We start from the raw sequence: 20163 nt of genomic DNA, 5'->3' as shown, positions 1-20163 counted from the left end.
ACTTTACTTTTTAGATTCGATATCTTTCGGTAATACTAAGTTTAATCCAATACCGATAACAGTTGCAACTGTTAGACCGGAAAAACTTAATTGTGGGTTCAATTGTAACATAGCATCTCCTACCCCGATAACTAAGATAGAAGAAGCAATCATCAAGTTGCGACGATTATTGAAATCTGTTTTGTTTTCAACTAGGATACGAAGACCACTAGAAGCAATTACCCCAAATAGTAGAAAACTTACCCCACCTAGAACACTTCCAGGAATACTTTGAATAAGAGCCGATAACTTACCTACGAAACTGAATAGGATTGCAAATACTGCCGCACCAATCAAAACATAAACCGAATGAATTTTGGTAATTGCCATAACTCCGATGTTTTCACCATAACTGGTAATTGCAGGACCTCCAACTAGTCCAGAAACAATAGAAGCTGCCCCATCACCAACAAGTGTACGATCTAATCCAGGCTTTTTGAAGAAATTACGGCCTGTTAAGTCATTTAATACCATGATGTGCCCCATATGTTCCGTCATTGTTACAAATGCAATGGGTGCCATACCTAAGATTGCTCCCCAGTTAATAGCTGGATGGCTATTAATAAACAAGACTTCAAAATTAGGAACTTGGAACCAGTTAGCATTCAATACTGGTGTGAAATCCACTAATCCAACAAGTAGAGATAAGATATAACCACATACAATCCCTAATAGTACGGCGATTTGGCTAATAAAGCCTTTACCAAAAATTGTAAAACTAATTGTTAGTAGCAATGTCACAATAGCGACTGCAAACGATTTTAAGTCATAGTTGTTATTAACCATTGTTGCTTGTTTAGCAGCGCTTGATGCTAAAGAAAGTCCAATTGCAATAACGATTGGTCCAACTACAATAGCTGGAAGTGCTTTATCCACCCAATCATAGCCAATGAAGTGAATAACTAATGCAATAATTAAGTAAACCACACCAACGGCAATAATTCCTTGGGAAACACCGCCGTATCCGGCTGTTTTCATTAGGGATGCCATAACAGTAATAAAGGCAAAACTAGAACCCATATAGAGTGGCACTTGCCCTTTTGTAATTAATAAGTGAAGTAAAGTTCCAACACCTGAAGCAAATAATGCAATACCTGGATTCAGTCCTACTAAAATAGGTACTAAAACAGTTGCGCCAAACATAGCAAATAAATGCTGCATGGATAAGAAAATACCTTTGAAGAAAGACGGTTTGTCAAATATATCCAATACCGGTTTTTCGTTTTTCATTGTAATCCTCCTAAAAGATTATTAGTTCAAAATTACCGCTTGTGTGTCCCCTAATTGTAATTGAACATGCTCATTAATTGATGTTGGGATATTTTTGCCAATAAAGTCAGGTCTAATTGGTAATTCACGGTGGCCTCTATCAACTAAAACGGCTAGACAAATTCGTTTAGCACGGCCGATTTCAGATACGCTATCTAAAGCTGCACGAATGGTGCGACCTGAAAATAACACATCATCAATTAGAATAACTGTCTTATCTTCAATGGCTTCTTTTGGAATATCGTTTGTCACATCTTCTTGTCTATCATCATCACGATGCTTTCTAACATCTAAATCATAAAGATTAATTTTTGTTTCAGGATTATTTTGTTCAAGTAGTTGTGCCACTGTTTTGGCTAGAGACTCTCCTCTACTTTTAATTCCCAATAAGGTTAGTTCATCAGGGTTTTGTAGTTTTTCAATAATTTCATAGCTAATACGTGTTAGAGAACGTTTGATTTGATTTTGGTCCATAATTTCTTTAGTCATCGTTTATTTCCTCTCTTTTCCTTACAAAAAAGGACCCCGCAAAACATACGGAGTCCTTTTGTTATTTATCAGTCTTTAAAAATGAATAATAAACAATTCAGTCACCCCTTGAAGTCTCACAGAACTTAATTAAAGGAATTAATTATAAATATTTTACCTATTAGGTTAACTTTAATTAGTTGAATTGTCAATTGAATCTTTTTGTAACTGAGTTAAAATATTGTGAAATAGTTGAGGTGGGTTAACGTTAAACTCTAACCATTCATGACTGACTGGATGATAAAATCCTAAAGTTTTAGCATGTAGTAATTGACCATGACTACTTAGAGAACGACGTGGACCGTACAGCGGATCTCCTGCAACAGGATGATTAATGTATTTCATATGAACACGAATTTGGTGTGTACGTCCTGTTTCTAATTCACATTGAACCAGACTATAACCACTAAATTGTTCTAACACTTTAAAATGCGTTACAGCATCACGACCATCTTGAATAACGGCTTGTTTTTTACGGTCTTTGTAATCACGACCAATTGGTGCATTGATAGTACCACTTTCTTCATTAAAGTTACCATGAACAATAGCTAAATACTGTCTTTTATTGATTTTATCTTTTAACTGAGCTTGTAAGCTCAATTTGGCTTGATCATTTTTGGCTACCATAAGTAGTCCTGAAGTATCTTTATCGATTCTATGAACAATACCAGGTCTAAAAGCTTCCCCTTCGCTAGTTCCTGAAAGTTTTGTGTGATAAAGCAAGGCATTAACAAGTGTTTGGTCTGGATGACCAGCACTTGGATGAACAACCATACCTTGAGGCTTATTGATGACGATAACATCATCGTCTTCATAGGCAATATCAAGTGGAATATCTTGGGCCACCAAATCTAATGGTTTTTCTTCAGGAACGGCTCCTGTAATATGGTCTTCAGGCTTGACTTGATACTTCGCTTTTTTAGCTTCACCATTTACCTTAATATCCCCATTTTGAATCATCGTTTTGCATTTGGCACGGCTTAACTCAGGATAAGCTACTGCAAGCACAGCATCTAAACGCCCAGTCTCAGTTGAAATTGTTAAATTAATTGTGTTCATGATCTTTCCCATCTAAAAATAATAAGTAAATAATAATTAACGCAACACCACAAGTCACGGCAATATCTGCAATATTAAAAATATTAAATCGCATAAAGTCTAATTGGAACATATCAATGACATATTGTAAACGAATTCGATCAATTAAGTTTCCAATTGTTCCAGACAAAATCAAGATAAGACCCAATGGACATGTGAAGTGGCGTTTTTTTGTGCGATGGATTAAGTATAACAAGACTGGGATGGCAATAAGTGAAATAATGTAGAAAAATAACATATTTCCGCTAAATATATTGCTAGCACCACCTGTATTTTTAACATAAGTGAACGATAAAATGTGTGGTACAACTTCTTGTACCTGCCCTAATTGAAAATTAGCGGCGATAAATAGCTTCAGTGTCTGGTCTAAGATAAGCATTACTAGACCAATTAACCAAAAAAGTATCATATATTAGTGAAATCTCCTTTAAAATAAACCGGAAATTTTACCATTTGAATCAATATCAATATCCAAAGCTGCTGGGTGTTTAGATAATCCTGGCATTGTTAGAACACTACCAGCATAAATCACGATAAATCCAGCTCCTGATTTCAAATCAACATCACGAACTTGAAGTGTGAAGTCAGAAACAACGTTAAGTTGTTTTGGATCATCTGAAAATGATGATTGTGTTTTGGCGATAATGATTGGTAAGTTTTCTTTATTATTTTGTTTAATATTTTTAATTGAATTTAAAGCTTGTTTTGAAAACGATACATCTTTAGCACGATAGATTTCTTGAGCAACATGTTTAACTTTTTCTTCGATTGATTCATTATTATCATAGATACGCTTGAAGTCTGTTACAGGTTGGTTATCCGTCACTTCGATGATTGTTTCAGCTAAGTCTTTAGCACCTACTGACCCTTTTTGGTGAGCATCTACTAGACAAACTTTTACACCTAAACTAGCAATCAGTTGTTTTAATGTTTCTAGTTCTTCATTTGTATCGCTAGCAAAAGCATTGATAGCAACCACAACTGGCACATTGAATTTTTGCATGTTTTCAATATGTTGTTTCAAGTTAGCAAATCCTGTTTCAAGTGCTGAAACATCTTCATTTTTTAGTTCTGAAAGTGCTTGACCACCATGATATTTTAAAGCACGAACAGTTGCTACAATCACACTAGCGTCAGGTGATTTAGGCAATAATTGACTTACAAAATCGTTGTACTTCTCGCCACCTAAATCAGCACCGAATCCAGCCTCTGTCACAACGTAATCAGCCATATTCAAGGCAGTTGTTGTGGCAATTACTGAGTTTGTTCCGTGTGCAATATTAGCAAATGGTCCACCATGAATTAAAGCAGGTGTATATTCAAGCGTTTGAACAAGGTTAGGTTTGATCGCATCTTTCAACAAGACAGTAATCGCACCTTGTACATTCAAATCTTTTACATAAACGGGTTTTTGGTCATAAGTATAACCTACTAGAATTTGACTGATGCGGCTCTTTAGGTCATCAATTCCTGTGGCTAAACATAGAATAGCCATTAACTCATTAGCAGCTGTAATTTGAAAACTTTCTTCACGAGGGACACCACTGGTTCTGCCTCCCATACCTACTAAAACATGACGCATAACACGATCATTAACGTCTAAACTACGTTTGAACATAATTTGTCTAGGGTCTAAGTTCAAATCGTTACCCTGTTGTACATGATTATCAATTAAAGCGGCTAATGTATTAATTGCACTCGTTAACGCATGCAAGTCACCTGTGAAATGTAAGTTAATATCTTCCATTGGGACAACTTGACATTGTCCACCACCAGTTGCACCACCCTTTAATCCCATAACAGGACCAAGTGAAGGCTCTCTTAGTGCTAACATACTTTTCTTATGTGTTTGAGTAGACAAAGCGTCAGCCAATGCAATAGCCATTGTTGACTTACCTTCTCCGGCGGGAGTAGGATTAATCGAGGTTGTTAAAATTAATTTACCAAGTTTTTTATTTTCGGTATATTTTGTTAGTGCTTCATGGCTTAGTTTAGCTTTATAATTACCATATAACTCTAACTCATTTGATTCTAGTCCTAAAGCTTGGGCCACTTCATTAATGGGCTTAGCCTTAGTATTCTGAAAGTCTTGTGCAATCTCGATATCTGTTCTCACCAAAAAATCCTCCTGAAATAATTCAATAGAAAGTGTGACCTAGTTTATGTTAAAAATCCATACAGATGGTGCCTTTGATATCAAAACGAACCAGGCAACCATCGGCTATATCATTGAAACATTCCCCAAGTCCACCTTAGTTAAACAACAAGCTGAAAAAATTTTCGCTAAAGATAATCATGAAGCGGAGTTCATAGCTTTAAAACATGCTCTAGATTACTTGATAACTACAGAGCAGACTAATCAAGTATTGAGTATCGAAACAGACTCAAAAATTCTGTCTGATTCAATCAACAAAAGATATGCTAAGAATTATCAAAATCTAACGCAAGATATTTTAAACCAGTTAGACCGGTTCTATGATCATTATATCAAACTTATTCCTGATAAACAGAACTTTCGAGCACATAAGTTGGCAAATGATCGGTTATTTCAATTAAAAACATTTAAGGGTTAACACAACCCCTAATTAATGATTTAATTATAGTATTGCCTATAATATAAAAGGAAGTGAGCATGTGATCTCAAAAGAAATAGTCCAAAGTCGAGACTCACGCACCATCTTAATTAACAATATGTCGAAAGAAGATCAAGAATATTTGAGAGAAAAATATCAATTGACGACTGAAATGTTAATTTATGCGAAAGACCTTCGTGAAAGAGCTCGTGTGGAATACGACCAACCTACTCAATCCTGGATTATGATTTATAATGCAGTTGCTGAGAATTTTTCAAGACCTGTTAGTCCGATTGCTATTGTTATTCGTGATAAAAACGTTTTTGTTTTTACTCGTACCGAAACGCAATACATTCAAAACTACTTTTCAAAAGTAGATAATACTAAATTACATATTCCCCTAACACACCAGACAATTTGGGAAATGGTATTTAATGCGCTTTACCGCATCACAACTGATTTCTTTGACCAGATTGAAGAGTTAAATGCTCAACGTCAAGAACTTGAAACTGAAATCAGAAATAGCCCTAACAATGACCATATTTTTGAACTGGCTGACCTAACTAAGGCAATGGTTTATATGTTGACCAGTGCAAACTCTAATACAATGGCCATTGAAAGTTTCAAACTTTATAATAGACGATTAGGTATTTTAGATTTAAGTCAACTAGAATACGAACGTTTAGATGATGTGCTAATTGAAGCACGCCAAGCGCAACAAATGGCTCAGCTAACTTCAGATATTACTAATAAAGTTGCTGATACCTATAACAATCTAATTGGTAATACAACTAATAACGTAATGCGATTTTTAACTATTTATTCCATAGTACTCACAATTCCAACAATTGTGACTGGATTTTATGGAATGAACGTTGATCTTCCATTAGCAGATTCGCCTTTTTCATGGGTGTTTGTTGTTTTAATTATGGTTGGTATTATTAGTTTCATGTGGTGGCAAATGAAAAAACATCACTTCTTTTAAAAAACACTTACAAGTCTACATTCGTGTAGGCTTTTTTGATACCTTCATGTTATACTGCCCCTACTAAAGACTTTCTAGGGGGGTAAAATATGAAGAAAGAAAAAGGGTTGAAAGGTGTACTTGACTTCTTTTTAGAATGGACGCCTATTCAAATTATTACAATAATTTTCATCTTTATAATTGGCATTTGTGGCAAAAGGAAAAAACACAAAAAGCGCTAACCAAAAATTTTGAAGAACTTTCATTTTACGGAGACTAGAATTAATTGTACTCTGGGTTTATTAATCTGGGTTTATTAAATTGAAAGTTCGGTGATAATATGTTAATTGATAACTTACTTAATGTACTATTTCATAGAATGATAATATTAGCACCTTATTTGGTAATAGACTACATTTTAATAGTCATTTCATTGCCGTTTGTTTATCGAAAAATAAAGTTACTGAAGCAAGTTATACCGAAATTAACGGCTGCTGATACATTACATTGGCAAAGTTATAAAAGAAAAGTAAGAATAGTCTTATTATGGATGCTGTTGCCATTTTTAATACTTATAGGCTTACTTATAGCTGGAGAGTGGATATCTAACTTTTACAAAATAATAGCAAAACTTTCTATCGTCATTTCTTTTGTTTGCTACTTTTCACTTATCTTGCATTATAAGCCTAGGATTTTTCATGCTTACTTATCTAATAATCAAAAACAGCAATGGCAAAATGCTTCTCGTGTCGCAAGGTTCATAACCATTATTTTATCGATTATTTTCTTAATAATACTACTAATTCTTTAAAAAAATAAAACCTAATCTCATCAGAGACTAGGTTTTATTTTTGTGGTTGATTTGCAATATATAATTGAACATCTAAATTATTCGCATATTGTAAATATAAGTCAGTATCTTTATCACTTGGAAATGGTAACATACCTGCTAATTTCAAATTATTACCTGCAATAATTAAATCAGCACTGTTTTGGACGTTCGTTAGCGCTGGAATTTGGCGTAAATGTGTCGATTTTTCTCGAACAAATTGTCTAAATTCAAGATAGCGTTCGTTATTTCCGTCATTTTTTAATAGTTTACTTAATGCATTTTTAGTATCAATATAAATAAACTGCTGGGTTGGGAACTGAGATTTAGTAATTTTTTCAGAACTACCTGTAATAATTGATATTTCATAATCATAGCCAGGATATCTCTTACTCATATCGTCTGAGATACTTTGAGCCAGATTAAGATATTCAGGTTTCACCTTAGCAGATTCTTTAATATAGTTGTTGTCAGTATTAGCAACTGCTTCTTTAACTTTTATTGGTCCACTCTGATAAACAGTGAAATCATGATCTCCTCTACTCGCTTCTGCATTTTTTTGAAAAACTGTTACATAGAAAGTTAAGGTGACTACAAGAGCTACTATTATTGGAATAACTACCTTAATCTGTTTCTTTTTCACTATTAAACTCCTCCAATTCTTTTTGGAGTATAGCATTCCTGTAATAGTGAAGGCAATTAGGCTGTTAAAAGTTAAGACTATTTTAATTCTTCGCGTAAAATACCCTATTTAACCGAATCATAATAATAACCATTTAAGTATCTTACTTTTCGAATAAGTGCCTCTTTTGTCATCCCACATTTTTCGCCCAGCTTTTGCATACCTTTTTAACGTTCTGCTAGCGTCAGTTTCATGTGCTTTAAAATGTGTTGTGCCAATAAAACCATGATTAATGATAGCGTAATAGAAATCATTATTGCTTTGATATCAAAAATTCCAAATGCAATACTTCTCAATGCCCTTAATTGATAAGTTACAGGGTTAATTGCTGAAATAAATTTAATTAAAATTGGTGAATTATCTGATAGAACATATAATGTCGGTGCGGCATAAGAAATCGGTGTAAAAATTAATGTCATCACCAAATCACGCTTTTGATAATTTGATATTTTAGTGCTTAATAAAATTCCTAGTGCTGACCAAAACATCAACAAGAAGATAGGAAATAGTACAGCTAATAAAAACAACATCGTATTATAAATACCACCAGTAATCAGCCCTAAGATTAGTAATATTCCACATTGAAAAATAAATCCTAGTGACGGGAAAAAGTTCATACCAGTCAAATAGTGCCAGGGTTGAACCCCATTCATAAATTTAATAGCTAATAAGCCAAACTGTTTATCAACTGATGCACGATACATGGCCTGTGACATTTGTGTTGTCATAAAAAACGATAATATCCCAATAAGTGCATACTGTGCATATGAAACAGTCACGTTTTGGTAAGATACCGAATTAATGCTTAAGCCTAATGCTGAGACTAATAACCCATACAGCATTAAAGGTTGCATAAACATAGATAATAGAAGGCCTTTGTTTGTTCGAAAAGCTTTCCATTCGTTACTCGCAACAATCCAGATTGATCTAATGCCTAATGAGTGATGCCTAAAATTCATTGGATTTATTTCACTTCACGCTCCTTCAGGTATTTCTCTCTTAAATTCAAATTTGAATCGGCAAGAAATGCTGAGATAGTTCCAAAAAATCGTTGTTGTCCACTATCAATAAACAAGATTTTATCGCTATACTTATCTAGCAAGGTCAAATCATGTGAGGAAGTCAGTATTGTTCGCCCCTCTTTTGCCTTTTGACTCAAAAATGTGAATAAACTCTCTGCTGTTTCAATATCTAGCCCTGTTGTGGGTTCATCCAATAGATAAATATCTGGATCTCGAGCAATTTGAGCCCGCTGTTGCTGTCCACCAGATAAATGATCTACAGGCTCTTTTCTTAGTTGATAAATATCAAGTAGCTTCAGTGCCTCCTCTGATTTTTTAGTTGCATCTGATCTTGTGAATCCCGCGAGTAAAGGCCCCAACATGACGTTGTCATAAACCGTTGTATACCAATCCATTAGCTGACTTTGAGGGCTAAATCCAATGTGGTTCATAGGATTCGCTTTTGCTTGTAACTCACCCTCCCAGTTCAATTCACCAGAAATAACCGGCAAAATACCAATTAGTGAATTAAGCAAGGTGATTTACCAGCGCCATTAGACCCAACTAACGCAACAAAGTCGCCTTCTACCAAGCTAAAATTCAATCGGTTGACCACTTCTTTTTGACCATAACCAATTACTAAATTATTTGTGTTTATTCTCAATCAGTTCCTCCTTGATTAATAAAAGATAACTAGATATTAACATTAAAAAAATATTAAGTAAATATTAATTTGATTAATTAAAAAACCTCTAACAGTTTTGTTAGAGGTTTTTTCAAGATTTTACCAACTTGCTAGTGCTTTTTTTAAATTGTTTTGATAGTTAGCATCTTTGAATGGCACGTTAGCTTTACCAAAATCAGTATTGTTTAAAGTATTACGAGCAGATGGGGTTAGGTCATCCCATCCAATCAAAGGCTGACTCCCGCCAATTTGACCATTAGATGGTGATAGTGAATGGTCAACAAATTTAGGAACTGGTTTCATATTGTCATAACCAACTAATGGCGTTGTTCCATTGAAAGTTTTACCACTATAGCCATAGCTAGTATAACCACCATGTGCTGAATAGGATACTTTCAATACTTTAGGACTCTTGTTAGCTGGATTGTCTAACCAAACAACGATGTTTTCCCAATCATGGCGATGTCCACCGATACGTGAATCGGGTTCATCTTTAGGGAAGTACCAAGAGTACATGATTGCCCATTTGCCTTGATACCATCCTGAACGAGCATAGACTTGTCCTGTGCTTTTACTTGCGTTACCACTGGGGGTACCAGAAGCTTGTAATCCCCCACTAGTATTTCCTGCAGCATCAACTGCTGGGAAAGGAACTGCACCACTATAAACTTTTAGGACAGATTTATATTTCTTTTCAATTTGTTCTGTTAGGTTCGATGGATTAGTCTCTTTGAATCCCACTACCTTGTTATGATCAATCACTGCAGCTGAAGTTGATTGAGATGGATGATTAACCGCAGATGCACTAAGTCCTAATGCAACCGCTGACAAAATTGTTACAACTTTTTTATTCATGGATTTCTCCTCCTTATTACTAATTAGATAGTCTATCATAGTTCTTTAATCATTTTAAGAGACTACCTAATTAAAAAAGCAGGACTTTTTAAGTCCTGCTTTGCTCTAGCTATTTTTATCTTAATGTGACAATACCTTTGGTATGACCTGTTCCAATCATATTTTGAAAATTATCGCCTGCTGCCATTATCTTATCTCCTGATATACCAGCTACTTTTAAAGTCGGTGTTAGATAAGCAGCTAGTGATCTCGAAGTTAGTGAAAGTGAACCATATGAATCAGCACCATTAAGAGTACCAAAAAAGTAATCATAAGTTCCCAAATCATGAAAGGCTGTTCTTAAAATATTCAGTGTTTCAATGTTGTGGCCTTCTACAACAACACTATCATTAACAACCCTAATTGTAATATCACTGCGTGTATTACTGAACCCAATACCTGCGTTTTCTAGGTTAGTTTGCGGTACATTTAAAGAGATTGTTGCACCATTATATTGAGCTAGTAATTGTTTCATATAATTTTTGTACGTGCTATCTGACAAGTTTTGTTTATCTACAGTCATTACTGACTTAGATAGATTGTCAAATTTGTCATTAATTTGCGTAATAATTAAAGGTTTTGTTGCTATGTAGTTTGTGTTTCCAATATTATGTTCAATTAAATGATTTGTTTCTGTGGTATCAGCTTGTACTGATGATTGGTTTATTACCGATAATCCAATCCCACCTAATGCTAGGAAACCTGTTGTGAGTACAGCTACTTTTTTCAAATTCATTATTAAAATCCCCCTATGTGAATAATCCAACTTTTGTGTATACCGTAGCACAAACCCAGTAAGCATTCTAGTTTTGACCCCAATTAATGTCAAATTTTAAATAGAATCAAAAAAAGCAAGCTTATTAGCTTGCTTTAAAATGAATAATCAGGATACAAAAAAGAGCCTTACAGGCTCTTTTTTAATTATTTTTGGATGTTAACTGCTTGAGGACCGCGGTCACTTTGTTCGATATCGAAAGTAACTTTTTGTCCTTCGTCTAAAGTTTTGAATCCATCTGATTGAATAGCTGAGAAGTGAGCAAACACATCTTCACCATTTTCTTGAGTGATAAAACCAAAACCTTTGTCTGCGTTAAACCATTTAACTGTTCCGTTAACCATATATAATTTCCTCCTGTTGCATATTTAAATATGCGATTTGTTGCAATGAATATTTGATAAGCAAAAGTAAAAATTATAGATATGTATAACATCACAGTTCACGTTTCAAAATCAATTACATACGTAGTATAACACGAAAAATAGACCAATGCTATAGTTTTTTGCTTTTTATTGTTAAAAATTGAAAGTAGCCTATTAATTGTATTGTGTCGTGTTATTATAAGTCTTTTTATTCAAAATGTATTACTGAAACAACATATCAAATCAACGATTATTTTATTTCTTGTTAATTAAAAATTAATATCAATATGTTAGTATGCCTTTTATAACATCTATTTTTAGGAGGGATTTTTTGAGAACTTACACGATTATCAACAAATTGTTAATAGCAAATGCAGCAATTGGCATTTTGTTTTGTATACCTACCCCGTTTTTTGCAAATATCTTTAATCCACTAGGATTGCTTGATGTTGTAACTGTTTTTATATCAGTTTTTATTCTGGTAAAAGCATTTAAAGATCCTTATATCAAAAAAACTAGTTCAATCTTGATGATTTTAGCAACTGTTGTTAACTGTATAGCTATTTTTCATGATATTTATGATTACTTGCAAGTCCATACAGGTGACCTAGATTCTTTAATCATTGGAATGGAACTCTTATTTTTACAATGTATTTCAATGGCTTTGAGATTATTTGGGATTGTTGCTGTATTTTTTGAATATAGACGTCTTTCAAAATTGCCATAATACAAAAAAGAGCCTAATTAAATTTAGGCTCTTTTTTATTTACTTACTAAAACTGCGCTGTACAATTCACGACTAAAAAGTTATTTATCTTTGTTAATTATAGTTATTAATCTTAATGTTGTCAGAAGTGCATATGCTACGGCAGAACTAACTACTACTAAGGCTATGCCCGATCCACATACAACATAAATATTTTCGTCCAACATATATTGCGAAATATACTTAGCGAGTATTTGACCACCTACTAAAAAATGAACTAAAAACACGACACTTTTCAATATTACGTGATAAGACTTACTTTTTGGATAGTAAGTCTGAATATTCCTATTTAAATAAAATGTAACAATTACTAAAACTATTGTATTAATCGTATTATTATAGATTTTAAATAAAGTTAAATAGCCAAAGAATATAAAGATAATCTCGATATATAAAGCCCATTTGATTTTATCTTTAAATTTATTTTTAAGTTCTCTAGAATCCATAAACAATGGTTGACTATTATCTAATAAACAATCGGTTGAAATACAAAATGTCTCTTCAATATGCTTTACTAACTGATAGTCTGGAATGCTGCGATTGTTTTCCCACGCTGATATTGTTTTACGAGAAACATTTAACTTCTTAGCTAGCTGTTCTTGTGTTAGTGTATGATACTTTCGTATATATTTTATTTTTTCACTAAATTCGACAATAAATACCCCCTACATAATATTTATCTCTCATAGGATATTATATATTAATTTAAATGAACCGGAAAGAATCATCATTGACAAATCAGAACTATAAGGGCTCTGAGCAAAGCATTTTTACTTTGAATACGCCATACCATTCGCATACCCCTTAGAGCGTAAAAATTTACAAGCAAAACAATAAGTTCTATCATTTGCAGTAAATCAATCTCTTTGGAGGAATCATTACATGAACTTAGTACAACTTATTATAACTATTCTATTAGTTGTTATTTTATTACCGAAAGACACGCAACAAATAAAAAATTTACGTCATAACATTGTTAAAAGAATGTCCGCTAAAGACCAGGAAATATTTACCGATTTTCGACAAAAATCTACTCATTTTGGAAAACAGACTATGTTATGCGTAATTGTACTTTGTGTGTTGATGGCTGTCATTACACCTTTTGTGCCAATTATGTTTAATGTTATCTCTATTTTAATTGCTGTACTGTTCATAATAATAGCTATTTTTTCTTTTGGTTATAACAAAACGTACCCTTTGCTTCTAAAATATGCACGAAGTGACGAGAAAAAGAAACTAAGATCAACACAAATAAGGAATATACTACTATTTATTGTGATAGATGCTAGTGCTTGGATTAGTGTCATTAGTCTCTATCTGCAATAATACAAGTCTTTTTGTTCTCTTAGGCTTTTACAAAGGTTGAAAGGAAAATATGCATGCAATTTATATTTGGAACGCTTTTCATACTCAGTATTTTTGCAGCAATTGTTTTTGGAGTGATCGCAAAAATTTACAAAAGTGATGCAAAAGTACATAAAAGAATGAGTGCAAATTTAGAAATTAACTTATGGAGCTCAGGTCTTTTATTTTCATTGATAGGAGCTACAGCTTCTACTGACACTAAAACACCACATACTCAATTAGTGTATTTTGTTTCTTTATTTTTCATAGCATCACTTGTTGCTTTAATTACTTATATTATAAAACTCCTGTTTGCTAAAAATAATTATAGATTTAAAAATCTAAGTGTCAGAATAGCTGTGTCTGCCTTGGCAACAATCATATCTTTCTTAGTGTTGTTAGTTTTTGCAACTATTCAAGTATTAGCATAGCAAATCGTTTTTATAGCCTCTTGTATGCTTTGCCAAGTTGCCAATATTTGAGCATCTTGCTAGACTGTTAGCAGAAAGGTGGAGTTAGAATGAAAAAGAAGTTAAAGGTGTTAGCTGCTGTTTCAGCAAGTCTACAAGTGTTAGTTCTTATTTTTTCTATTAGTATGACAGTTTTAATGGGGTTAAGTGATCAGAATAAATTCACTATGTTTTCGTATGAAACTTTAAAACAGTGGTCTGACATATCACTTCCGATTCAAATATCTTTGATGGCTATAACACTAGCTATTTGTACGTCTTTATCTCAAAAAGGTAAAAAAGAGTCTAACTTTAGTTAAACTCTTTTTTGTGCCGTATCCACTTCTTATAAGTGACTTGTTTAATATAAAAATCAAACTTTCATGATTTTTCAGTAAAATATATTTTCAACAATATCGTTAAAAAACCTGTGTTAATAATATATAAAGGATTAATTTGAGTACTAGTAATCACAGCATTAAAAATCATAAATATTGAAAAAATCAAACCAATAGTTATAACAAATTTAGCAACTTTTTTCCCAGATAATATCATGAATCTTACTCCTTCATTATCATTTAAGCTTGGGAAGGATCTTTCCCTTCTATCTTAAGCTAATTATAAGTGACATAAAACTAAAATAACATATCTTGCACTTTTTTTGTTGTTATTTGAATAAAGTCTATTTTTAATCTTTTATGAATACCTACAACAATTATCATTTAGTAAATTTGTAGATGGACTCATCGTTCTATTTTTAATATGAACAATTACGTTGATCGTGGCTTTTCTAACTCTTAAGCATTCATCTCAATTCTTCTATAACCGCAGTCACTCTCGGGATTGTCTATTGTTATTGTTATTAACTTCTACTATTAAACCACATACTGATAATACAACTGTAAGAGAATCGAAAATATAAAACCAACTATTCAAAGAACTAACATATTCCTTTTGAGATAGTAGCAGATTAAAAATCATCATTATCAAAAATATTGATAAATATAAATATTTATCGTGAACACGTTGAAAAAATTTTCGAAATATAGGTCTAATTGTCCCATGTTTCAACACGCCAAAGCACGATACAAATACCGCAAACCAAAGTAATATAGATAAAAATGTACCAGTACTGGGATTCAAATGGTTGATAAGTGCAAATCCAGCTAAAAGGTTTATAGCAGCAAAATAATATTTGTATACATATCACAATTCCCCTTTTCTCGATTAAAATCATCGAATAGTAACTACTTCTGATTAATCATTTCATCAATCAGCGACTTTACTTCTTTTCGTTTAAACACAATAAAAATATACGAATTATTGTCAGTAGTTACCGTTATCATTTTAGAGATTTTAGGGTCTTCTGTGACAGTCACTATATCTGATGACTTGATGAACTGCACATCTCTATGAAAGTTTAAGAAATGAGGTTTAAAAAACAACCCTTCCTCGGCTATCGTTAAAAAACCACCCGCGTATTCATAACCTTCAGTTGAACTCGTTACAAATTTATAAAATAGCTTTTTGATACCCTTCAAATTAATTAAAGGTTCTCTTTTTGAATTCGCCCCTACTTTGAGTTTGACATTCAATTCTTCAATATTCATATCCTAACCCCCGCTATTCTTTTGTTCTGATTTCGCTTGTTTTTGCTTAATCTTTCTTTTATGACGTTCGTCCCCTGCTCCCCAAAAGCAAAGTGATCCGATTGCGATTGTCCCGATCATTAAAAAGTCTCTTACTGCATAGCTGTTGGTTTTAACCATTAAAAATATACAAAAAACAGTGACTAAAGCTGGTAAAATCCCACCAAGCCAAAAGTATTTCGTATTAGTTAAAACATAGTATTCAAGTGCGATTATCCCGATAAAAATTGTAAAAAATAGTGGTTGTGCCATTGTTACTCCTTCTTAATAATTATTTCCATAGCTCTGTTAATTTAATATCATCACTTGATGGTCTAATGCTTTCTTCTTTATCAATTTTAACAAATACAGGGACTTGCATAGCATTACCTGTTACTATAGCTTCTCCTTGTCCTAATGAAGGAATCATTTGATAAGAGCTTCTATCTAATGTAGGCATTGTATTTTCTAGCATTTTTAAATCTTTATCATTTACCAAGCGATGAATTAAATAATTGTGTGTTTGTGACAAAATTGTTGGCGAAATATCCGCTGGTCTTTGACTAGCCAATGTTAAATAAAATCCGAATTTTCGTCCCTCTTTAATTATTTCTTCAAAAACAGACAACCTATAGTCTTGCCAACTATCGCCATTATTTTGATATTGAGCGTTTAAAATATTATGAGCTTCATCAATAATCAAGTGCTTAGTATAATCAATATTTTCATTATTCAAACTAGAGACATAGTTCTTTTGTTTATCATATATCATTTTAGAAAGTAGCATAGGAATTAGTCTTTTGATTTCAGAATTAGCGTTAACTAATGAAATAATATTTAATGGTCGATACTCCGAATCAATATTTGGCCTAACATCAACTACTTTGCTTAAGCTCTTTAATGAAGAATCTATTCTATTGAAAAGTGGATTCAAAAACTCTTGATTAATTTTACCCCAGGCTGTTTTATGAACCTTAGCAAACATCAATCCATGTTGAAGTTTCTTTAATGGATCAATATTATTATTCGCAAAATATTCTTCTAATTCAGTTGCTAAGCTACTTGTATCCAATTTTTTTAATAGCTCATTATCTGTTTCGGAACCATTAGAATAATCAGCTTTATTAAAAAAAGTTTGGTGTTTACTATGATACTTTATTTCTTTTACTTGTAATAAACGTTCTGAGTCATCACCTAAACAAGATGATGCTACTTCAATCCAGTTTAATAAACTATCAGAATTAACATCTTTTCCTGTATTTAATATTTTATTCAATGTCCCGACTACAAAGGATCCCATTCCACCATCTTTTTTACTATTAAAATTCTTAACTGCGTTTCTTAAGAACGGCACTTGTGTAGCAGGTCGTGCATCAAATAATATAGACAAAATATCAGCATCAAATAAATAATCCTCAGTAACTGGAATCTTATCTGATTCTCTTGTTCTAGTATTGATATTAAATATGAATTTGTTATCTTCATTAACTTTAAACATGTCAGTACCTGCGTATTCACCATTAAAATCAATGACAAAAAATTGGGATTTCTGAATAATATTATCTCCGAATTTAGAATCGAATAATTCTAAATATAACTTATGTAAAGTATTAGACTTCCCACTTCCTGTATTTCCAAATATCCCAATATGTGAAGCAAAAAACTTATCAATTGGTAAATTAACAGTTTGATTTTCTAGTATTGTTTTACCTATTCTAATTGCAAGATTACTATCTTCAACACCATAAATAACATTTAATTCTTCAATACTAGTTAAAGTAACTTCATTTCCAATCATTGGCACATACTGACTAGTTACCTGAAATTTATTATTTTTGATAACACCTTTTGTTTTTAACGTAATTACTCTATTGATTGATGACTTTCTATAACGATTATCGAATTCCTGACTACTAATTGAATTTTGCTGATCAATTATTTTTTCAGTTGAAACCGTTGCAATAATTTTGACATCATTTTGATTGATAGTCAGGTAAGCTCCTAATTTAGGCCCTGTTAAAATATCACCATACCATAAGAAATTAGCATCATTGGACATTTCATAAACACCAACTTGTGATACATCACTATCAACAGCTGTAATAACTCCTATCTTTTTATTAGGTTTATTCATTGGACGAGTCCTCCAAAGTTTCACTTTGAAAAATCTTTGTTAAATCACTTAAGGTTAAATGATGATTACCTGGATTTTCTAATAAATCTCCTGGTGTTATAAATTTTAAATTATGTATTTTAGGTGAGCTTAAATTGGTACTGATATAATTTTTATCTTGATTACTAAAACAAATAACATAAACCATTAATTCTGGATTTTGTAGTGCTCTTTTGACCATTTTAGCAATATGCTTATCTTGAAATGAAAATCCTACTACAAACAAAACGGACTGTGGCTTATCTAATTCTAGCTGAAATATCCTTAACATTTCATGAAAATGATTGTCTAAAAATGTATCTTGCTCTTCATGTCCTGTCGGAGGCACTACAAAACTTGAATTTACAACTTTATTTTCAATTATAATTTCATCATCAGACGTTTTATTCCAGTTAACGGATCCATGTGGTTTAATTAGAGTTATTGATGGAATTTCATTGATATAATTGTCATTTAGGCCCTTATATGAAACGGTTTTATTATAGTTAGAACCATCTAAAACTCGAGTAAAGTACCCACTAGCTCCATCATTAAATACAAATCTTTGATTTTTCAACAATTCATCTGCTGCTTTTTCTAAAAACAAATCGTAATTAGTCGTAAATATATTGGCTGAGCGTGGCGTTTGTCTTGAATTGGATAAATTAAGAATATTTATTACTGAATTCAAAAAATTACTATATTGATTTCGAACGCTAAACATTTTTCTGATTAAGAAAAACATTGATATGTTAAATTGAATAAAATCTATGCCATATTTTTTGCTAAAAAAATAATTAAGTGTTCCTTTATTTACAAAAGTATTATTTTTATAAACAACGTTATTTCTGAAATTATAAAGAAGCCTGCTTCTAGATTTAATAATACTTACAAGTATGTCGTTTTTCTTTTCATCAGTATCATAATACTTGCTGCCAACCTGTCCCATTAAAGGAATCGCTGGAAAAGAAGCTCCTGACCCTATCAAAAAGTTTAACTGTTTAGAAATTGCTACATCTTTAATTTCGTCATAAAGTTCTTTTTGTTTACTTTTCTTTTCTTGTTTTTCACTCATAAATTTCCTCCAAATCTTATTCTAAGTAATTACATCGTATCATCTTTAAAAAAGTTATACTATTTGTTTCTGAATAAGCTACAATAGGTATTAATCTAAATCTAGGAGGAATTAATTATGGTTACAAAAGAACAAATAAAATGGGTAAACGAATGGTTTAAAGCGTGTAAGGACAAAAATCTTAAACCTTGGGAATGGGATTTCAAACGGTTTTACTGTGAAAAATACAAACAGCCAACTGATAACAGTATAGAGTTTTGGTTAACTTATAAAAATGGACTTTTAAGAGACTCTCCTGCGTTAAATATCACTGGTGCAAAAGGGTTAAAAGCTGATTTTGATAAAGAGGTCAAAAAAATATATGAGATTATTTGGGGTGTAGATGAGTCTGATAATATAAAAGGAGAAACAATTAATTCTTTCAAAACTACCTTTAATAAGGCAATTATTTTATCTAATAATAGATTTAGCACCTATGAAGAAACTCAAATAGACCCAAAAATATTGCTTTCTAACCAATATAATATTTTATTTAAAGAAGATAATTTTGAAAAATTTCAAATTATTAATGACAATCTACAGGAATTCCAATTGTTTGCTAGAAATACGAGCTGTATAGGTAATTTTATGGCAATTCCTCCTAAAATGAACTTAGATAAAAATCGTTCTTCTAAAGATTATATAGACGTATTTTTATATAAGATATACAGACAAATGGAATTAATAGATAAAAGTCAGTCCCCATTAATAGATTCTAATGATATATGGAAAATGTTTGTACAGCATCATTATCTCCAACCATATATTAAAAATGACGCATACTTTTCTGTATCAGAATTTTGGAAAGGTCATTTTAAAAATGCAATACCAAAAAAATCTGAACATATAGATCAATTTCTCAAATTTGTTAATCCTGCGATTGAAGAGCGTGGAAAATGGCTTGTTAAATTATTATGTGAAAAATGTAGATTAACGTCTTATGATTTTTATGATGAAATAAAAGATATGGATAGACCCCCCTTTTCAAACGAATTAAAGTAAACAAAA

General features: G+C 32.2%; 24 protein-coding genes and 1 pseudogene. 8 read left to right on the top strand and 17 right to left on the bottom strand.

Translation table 11 applies throughout. The features are described from left to right. Positions 1-3: 3 nt before the first annotated feature. The 5 genes from JNUCC72_RS02820 to JNUCC72_RS02800 form a co-directional block, all read right to left on the bottom strand. Positions 4-1269 (bottom strand): uracil-xanthine permease family protein, encoded by a 1266-nt coding sequence (locus JNUCC72_RS02820; protein ID WP_454144654.1) that lies wholly within the window; start codon positions 1267-1269, stop codon positions 4-6. Positions 1270-1290: 21 nt separating this feature from the next. Then, positions 1291-1797, bottom strand: a complete 507-nt coding sequence (gene pyrR, locus JNUCC72_RS02815) for a bifunctional pyr operon transcriptional regulator/uracil phosphoribosyltransferase PyrR (protein ID WP_454144652.1) — start codon at positions 1795-1797, stop codon at positions 1291-1293. 171 nt (positions 1798-1968) lie between these two features. After that, positions 1969-2895 carry an RluA family pseudouridine synthase gene (locus JNUCC72_RS02810; RefSeq protein ID WP_454144650.1) on the bottom strand — a complete coding sequence of 309 codons (927 nt, stop codon included), beginning with the start codon at positions 2893-2895 and terminating at the stop codon, positions 1969-1971. Next, complete coding sequence (gene lspA / locus JNUCC72_RS02805) at positions 2882-3343, bottom strand: signal peptidase II (RefSeq protein ID WP_454144648.1); 462 nt, start codon at positions 3341-3343, stop codon at positions 2882-2884. Before lspA ends, JNUCC72_RS02810 begins: the two co-directional genes overlap by 14 nt. An 18-nt stretch (positions 3344-3361) precedes the next feature. Continuing rightward, entirely contained in the window at positions 3362-5050 is a 1689-nt protein-coding gene (locus JNUCC72_RS02800; protein WP_454144646.1) for a formate--tetrahydrofolate ligase, read from the bottom strand. Positions 5051-5096: 46 nt separating this feature from the next. On the opposite strand from JNUCC72_RS02800, the gene JNUCC72_RS02795 reads away from it, so the two are divergent. From JNUCC72_RS02795 to JNUCC72_RS02785, 3 genes are all read left to right on the top strand, one after another. Then, positions 5097-5507 carry a reverse transcriptase-like protein gene (locus JNUCC72_RS02795; RefSeq protein ID WP_454144644.1) on the top strand — a complete coding sequence of 137 codons (411 nt, stop codon included), beginning with the start codon at positions 5097-5099 and terminating at the stop codon, positions 5505-5507. A gap of 61 nt (positions 5508-5568) precedes the next feature. Continuing rightward, positions 5569-6492, top strand: a complete 924-nt coding sequence (locus JNUCC72_RS02790; protein ID WP_454144642.1) for a magnesium transporter CorA family protein — start codon at positions 5569-5571, stop codon at positions 6490-6492. An 89-nt stretch (positions 6493-6581) separates the two neighbouring features. Continuing rightward, positions 6582-6713 (top strand): hypothetical protein, encoded by a 132-nt coding sequence (locus JNUCC72_RS02785; RefSeq protein WP_454144640.1) that lies wholly within the window; start codon positions 6582-6584, stop codon positions 6711-6713. 603 nt (positions 6714-7316) lie between these two features. Here JNUCC72_RS02785 and JNUCC72_RS02780 read toward each other — a convergent pair. The 7 genes and pseudogenes from JNUCC72_RS02780 to JNUCC72_RS02745 form a co-directional block, all read right to left on the bottom strand. After that, positions 7317-7943, bottom strand: coding sequence for a hypothetical protein (locus JNUCC72_RS02780; RefSeq protein WP_454144638.1), 627 nt, complete (start codon positions 7941-7943; stop codon positions 7317-7319). Between the two features lie 104 nt (positions 7944-8047). Further along, positions 8048-8143, bottom strand: coding sequence for an N-acetyltransferase (locus tag JNUCC72_RS02775; protein WP_454144636.1), 96 nt, complete (start codon positions 8141-8143; stop codon positions 8048-8050). A gap of 6 nt (positions 8144-8149) precedes the next feature. Beyond that, the gene (locus JNUCC72_RS02770; RefSeq protein WP_454144700.1) at positions 8150-8950 is read right to left on the bottom strand and encodes an ABC transporter permease; all 801 of its coding nucleotides are present in this window, start codon (positions 8948-8950) and stop codon (positions 8150-8152) included. Next, a pseudogene (locus JNUCC72_RS06940) lies at positions 8947-9599 on the bottom strand (metal ABC transporter ATP-binding protein). Before JNUCC72_RS06940 ends, JNUCC72_RS02770 begins: the two are co-directional and overlap by 4 nt. Positions 9600-9767: 168 nt before the next feature. Continuing rightward, positions 9768-10523 carry an NPP1 family protein gene (locus JNUCC72_RS02755; RefSeq protein ID WP_454144634.1) on the bottom strand — a complete coding sequence of 252 codons (756 nt, stop codon included), beginning with the start codon at positions 10521-10523 and terminating at the stop codon, positions 9768-9770. A gap of 115 nt (positions 10524-10638) precedes the next feature. Continuing rightward, positions 10639-11298, bottom strand: coding sequence for a hypothetical protein (locus tag JNUCC72_RS02750; RefSeq protein ID WP_454144632.1), 660 nt, complete (start codon positions 11296-11298; stop codon positions 10639-10641). A 185-nt stretch (positions 11299-11483) separates the two neighbouring features. After that, entirely contained in the window at positions 11484-11681 is a 198-nt protein-coding gene (locus JNUCC72_RS02745) for a cold-shock protein (protein ID WP_056975039.1), read from the bottom strand. A 352-nt stretch (positions 11682-12033) separates the two neighbouring features. Here JNUCC72_RS02745 and JNUCC72_RS02740 point away from each other — a divergent pair, with 352 nt between their 5' ends. Next, positions 12034-12429, top strand: coding sequence for a hypothetical protein (locus tag JNUCC72_RS02740; RefSeq protein ID WP_454144630.1), 396 nt, complete (start codon positions 12034-12036; stop codon positions 12427-12429). An 80-nt stretch (positions 12430-12509) separates the two neighbouring features. Here JNUCC72_RS02740 and JNUCC72_RS02735 read toward each other — a convergent pair whose 3' ends face one another. Further along, positions 12510-13094 (bottom strand): helix-turn-helix transcriptional regulator, encoded by a 585-nt coding sequence (locus JNUCC72_RS02735; protein WP_454144696.1) that lies wholly within the window; start codon positions 13092-13094, stop codon positions 12510-12512. 256 nt (positions 13095-13350) lie between these two features. On the opposite strand from JNUCC72_RS02735, the gene JNUCC72_RS02730 reads away from it, so the two are divergent. The 3 genes from JNUCC72_RS02730 (at position 13351) to JNUCC72_RS02720 (ending at position 14581) form a co-directional block, all read left to right on the top strand. Beyond that, complete coding sequence (locus JNUCC72_RS02730; protein ID WP_454144628.1) at positions 13351-13794, top strand: hypothetical protein; 444 nt, start codon at positions 13351-13353, stop codon at positions 13792-13794. 53 nt (positions 13795-13847) lie between these two features. Further along, positions 13848-14243 carry a hypothetical protein gene (locus tag JNUCC72_RS02725; RefSeq protein ID WP_454144626.1) on the top strand — a complete coding sequence of 132 codons (396 nt, stop codon included), beginning with the start codon at positions 13848-13850 and terminating at the stop codon, positions 14241-14243. A gap of 89 nt (positions 14244-14332) precedes the next feature. After that, entirely contained in the window at positions 14333-14581 is a 249-nt protein-coding gene (locus tag JNUCC72_RS02720; RefSeq protein WP_454144624.1) for a hypothetical protein, read from the top strand. A gap of 927 nt (positions 14582-15508) precedes the next feature. Here the strand turns inward: JNUCC72_RS02720 and JNUCC72_RS02715 are convergent. The 4 genes from JNUCC72_RS02715 to JNUCC72_RS02700 are packed head-to-tail and all read right to left on the bottom strand — an operon-like array spanning position 15509 to position 19116. Then, the gene (locus JNUCC72_RS02715) at positions 15509-15871 is read right to left on the bottom strand and encodes a hypothetical protein (protein WP_454144622.1); all 363 of its coding nucleotides are present in this window, start codon (positions 15869-15871) and stop codon (positions 15509-15511) included. Between the two features lie 3 nt (positions 15872-15874). Then, positions 15875-16162 carry a hypothetical protein gene (locus tag JNUCC72_RS02710; RefSeq protein WP_454144620.1) on the bottom strand — a complete coding sequence of 96 codons (288 nt, stop codon included), beginning with the start codon at positions 16160-16162 and terminating at the stop codon, positions 15875-15877. A gap of 19 nt (positions 16163-16181) precedes the next feature. Next, a complete protein-coding gene (locus JNUCC72_RS02705; RefSeq protein WP_454144618.1) occupies positions 16182-18023 on the bottom strand; it encodes an ATP-binding protein in 1842 nt (613 codons plus the stop codon). Continuing rightward, positions 18016-19116: an SIR2 family protein gene (locus JNUCC72_RS02700; RefSeq protein WP_454144616.1), complete on the bottom strand. Its 1101-nt coding sequence runs from the start codon at positions 19114-19116 to the stop codon at positions 18016-18018. The genes JNUCC72_RS02705 and JNUCC72_RS02700 overlap by 8 nt, the downstream gene beginning before the upstream one ends. A gap of 117 nt (positions 19117-19233) precedes the next feature. On the opposite strand from JNUCC72_RS02700, the gene JNUCC72_RS02695 reads away from it, so the two are divergent. After that, complete coding sequence (locus JNUCC72_RS02695) at positions 19234-20157, top strand: hypothetical protein (RefSeq protein WP_454144614.1); 924 nt, start codon at positions 19234-19236, stop codon at positions 20155-20157. The last annotated feature ends 6 nt before the right edge of the window (positions 20158-20163 follow it).

Source organism: Holzapfeliella sp. JNUCC 72 (assembly GCF_053668685.1).
Note: the sequence above shows the minus strand (reverse complement) of the source record. Positions and strands in the feature narration are given on the sequence as shown.

Bases quoted from the DNA above. Each gene is read 5' to 3' on its own strand.
- JNUCC72_RS02820 (WP_454144654.1), bottom strand. From the start codon at position 1,269: ATGAAAAACGAAAAACCGGTATTGGATATATTTGACAAACCGTCTTTC.
- pyrR (WP_454144652.1), bottom strand. From the start codon at position 1,797: ATGACTAAAGAAATTATGGACCAAAATCAAATCAAACGTTCTCTAACA.
- JNUCC72_RS02810 (WP_454144650.1), bottom strand. From the start codon at position 2,895: ATGAACACAATTAATTTAACAATTTCAACTGAGACTGGGCGTTTAGAT.
- lspA (WP_454144648.1), bottom strand. From the start codon at position 3,343: ATGATACTTTTTTGGTTAATTGGTCTAGTAATGCTTATCTTAGACCAG.
- JNUCC72_RS02795 (WP_454144644.1), top strand. From the start codon at position 5,097: ATGTTAAAAATCCATACAGATGGTGCCTTTGATATCAAAACGAACCAG.
- JNUCC72_RS02785 (WP_454144640.1), top strand. From the start codon at position 6,582: ATGAAGAAAGAAAAAGGGTTGAAAGGTGTACTTGACTTCTTTTTAGAA.
- JNUCC72_RS02775 (WP_454144636.1), bottom strand. From the start codon at position 8,143: ATGCAAAAGCTGGGCGAAAAATGTGGGATGACAAAAGAGGCACTTATT.
- JNUCC72_RS02755 (WP_454144634.1), bottom strand. From the start codon at position 10,523: ATGAATAAAAAAGTTGTAACAATTTTGTCAGCGGTTGCATTAGGACTT.
- JNUCC72_RS02750 (WP_454144632.1), bottom strand. From the start codon at position 11,298: ATGAATTTGAAAAAAGTAGCTGTACTCACAACAGGTTTCCTAGCATTA.
- JNUCC72_RS02745 (WP_056975039.1), bottom strand. From the start codon at position 11,681: ATGGTTAACGGAACAGTTAAATGGTTTAACGCAGACAAAGGTTTTGGT.
- JNUCC72_RS02730 (WP_454144628.1), top strand. From the start codon at position 13,351: ATGAACTTAGTACAACTTATTATAACTATTCTATTAGTTGTTATTTTA.
- JNUCC72_RS02725 (WP_454144626.1), top strand. From the start codon at position 13,848: ATGCAATTTATATTTGGAACGCTTTTCATACTCAGTATTTTTGCAGCA.
- JNUCC72_RS02720 (WP_454144624.1), top strand. From the start codon at position 14,333: ATGAAAAAGAAGTTAAAGGTGTTAGCTGCTGTTTCAGCAAGTCTACAA.
- JNUCC72_RS02715 (WP_454144622.1), bottom strand. From the start codon at position 15,871: ATGAATATTGAAGAATTGAATGTCAAACTCAAAGTAGGGGCGAATTCA.
- JNUCC72_RS02710 (WP_454144620.1), bottom strand. From the start codon at position 16,162: ATGGCACAACCACTATTTTTTACAATTTTTATCGGGATAATCGCACTT.
- JNUCC72_RS02705 (WP_454144618.1), bottom strand. From the start codon at position 18,023: ATGAATAAACCTAATAAAAAGATAGGAGTTATTACAGCTGTTGATAGT.
- JNUCC72_RS02700 (WP_454144616.1), bottom strand. From the start codon at position 19,116: ATGAGTGAAAAACAAGAAAAGAAAAGTAAACAAAAAGAACTTTATGAC.
- JNUCC72_RS02695 (WP_454144614.1), top strand. From the start codon at position 19,234: ATGGTTACAAAAGAACAAATAAAATGGGTAAACGAATGGTTTAAAGCG.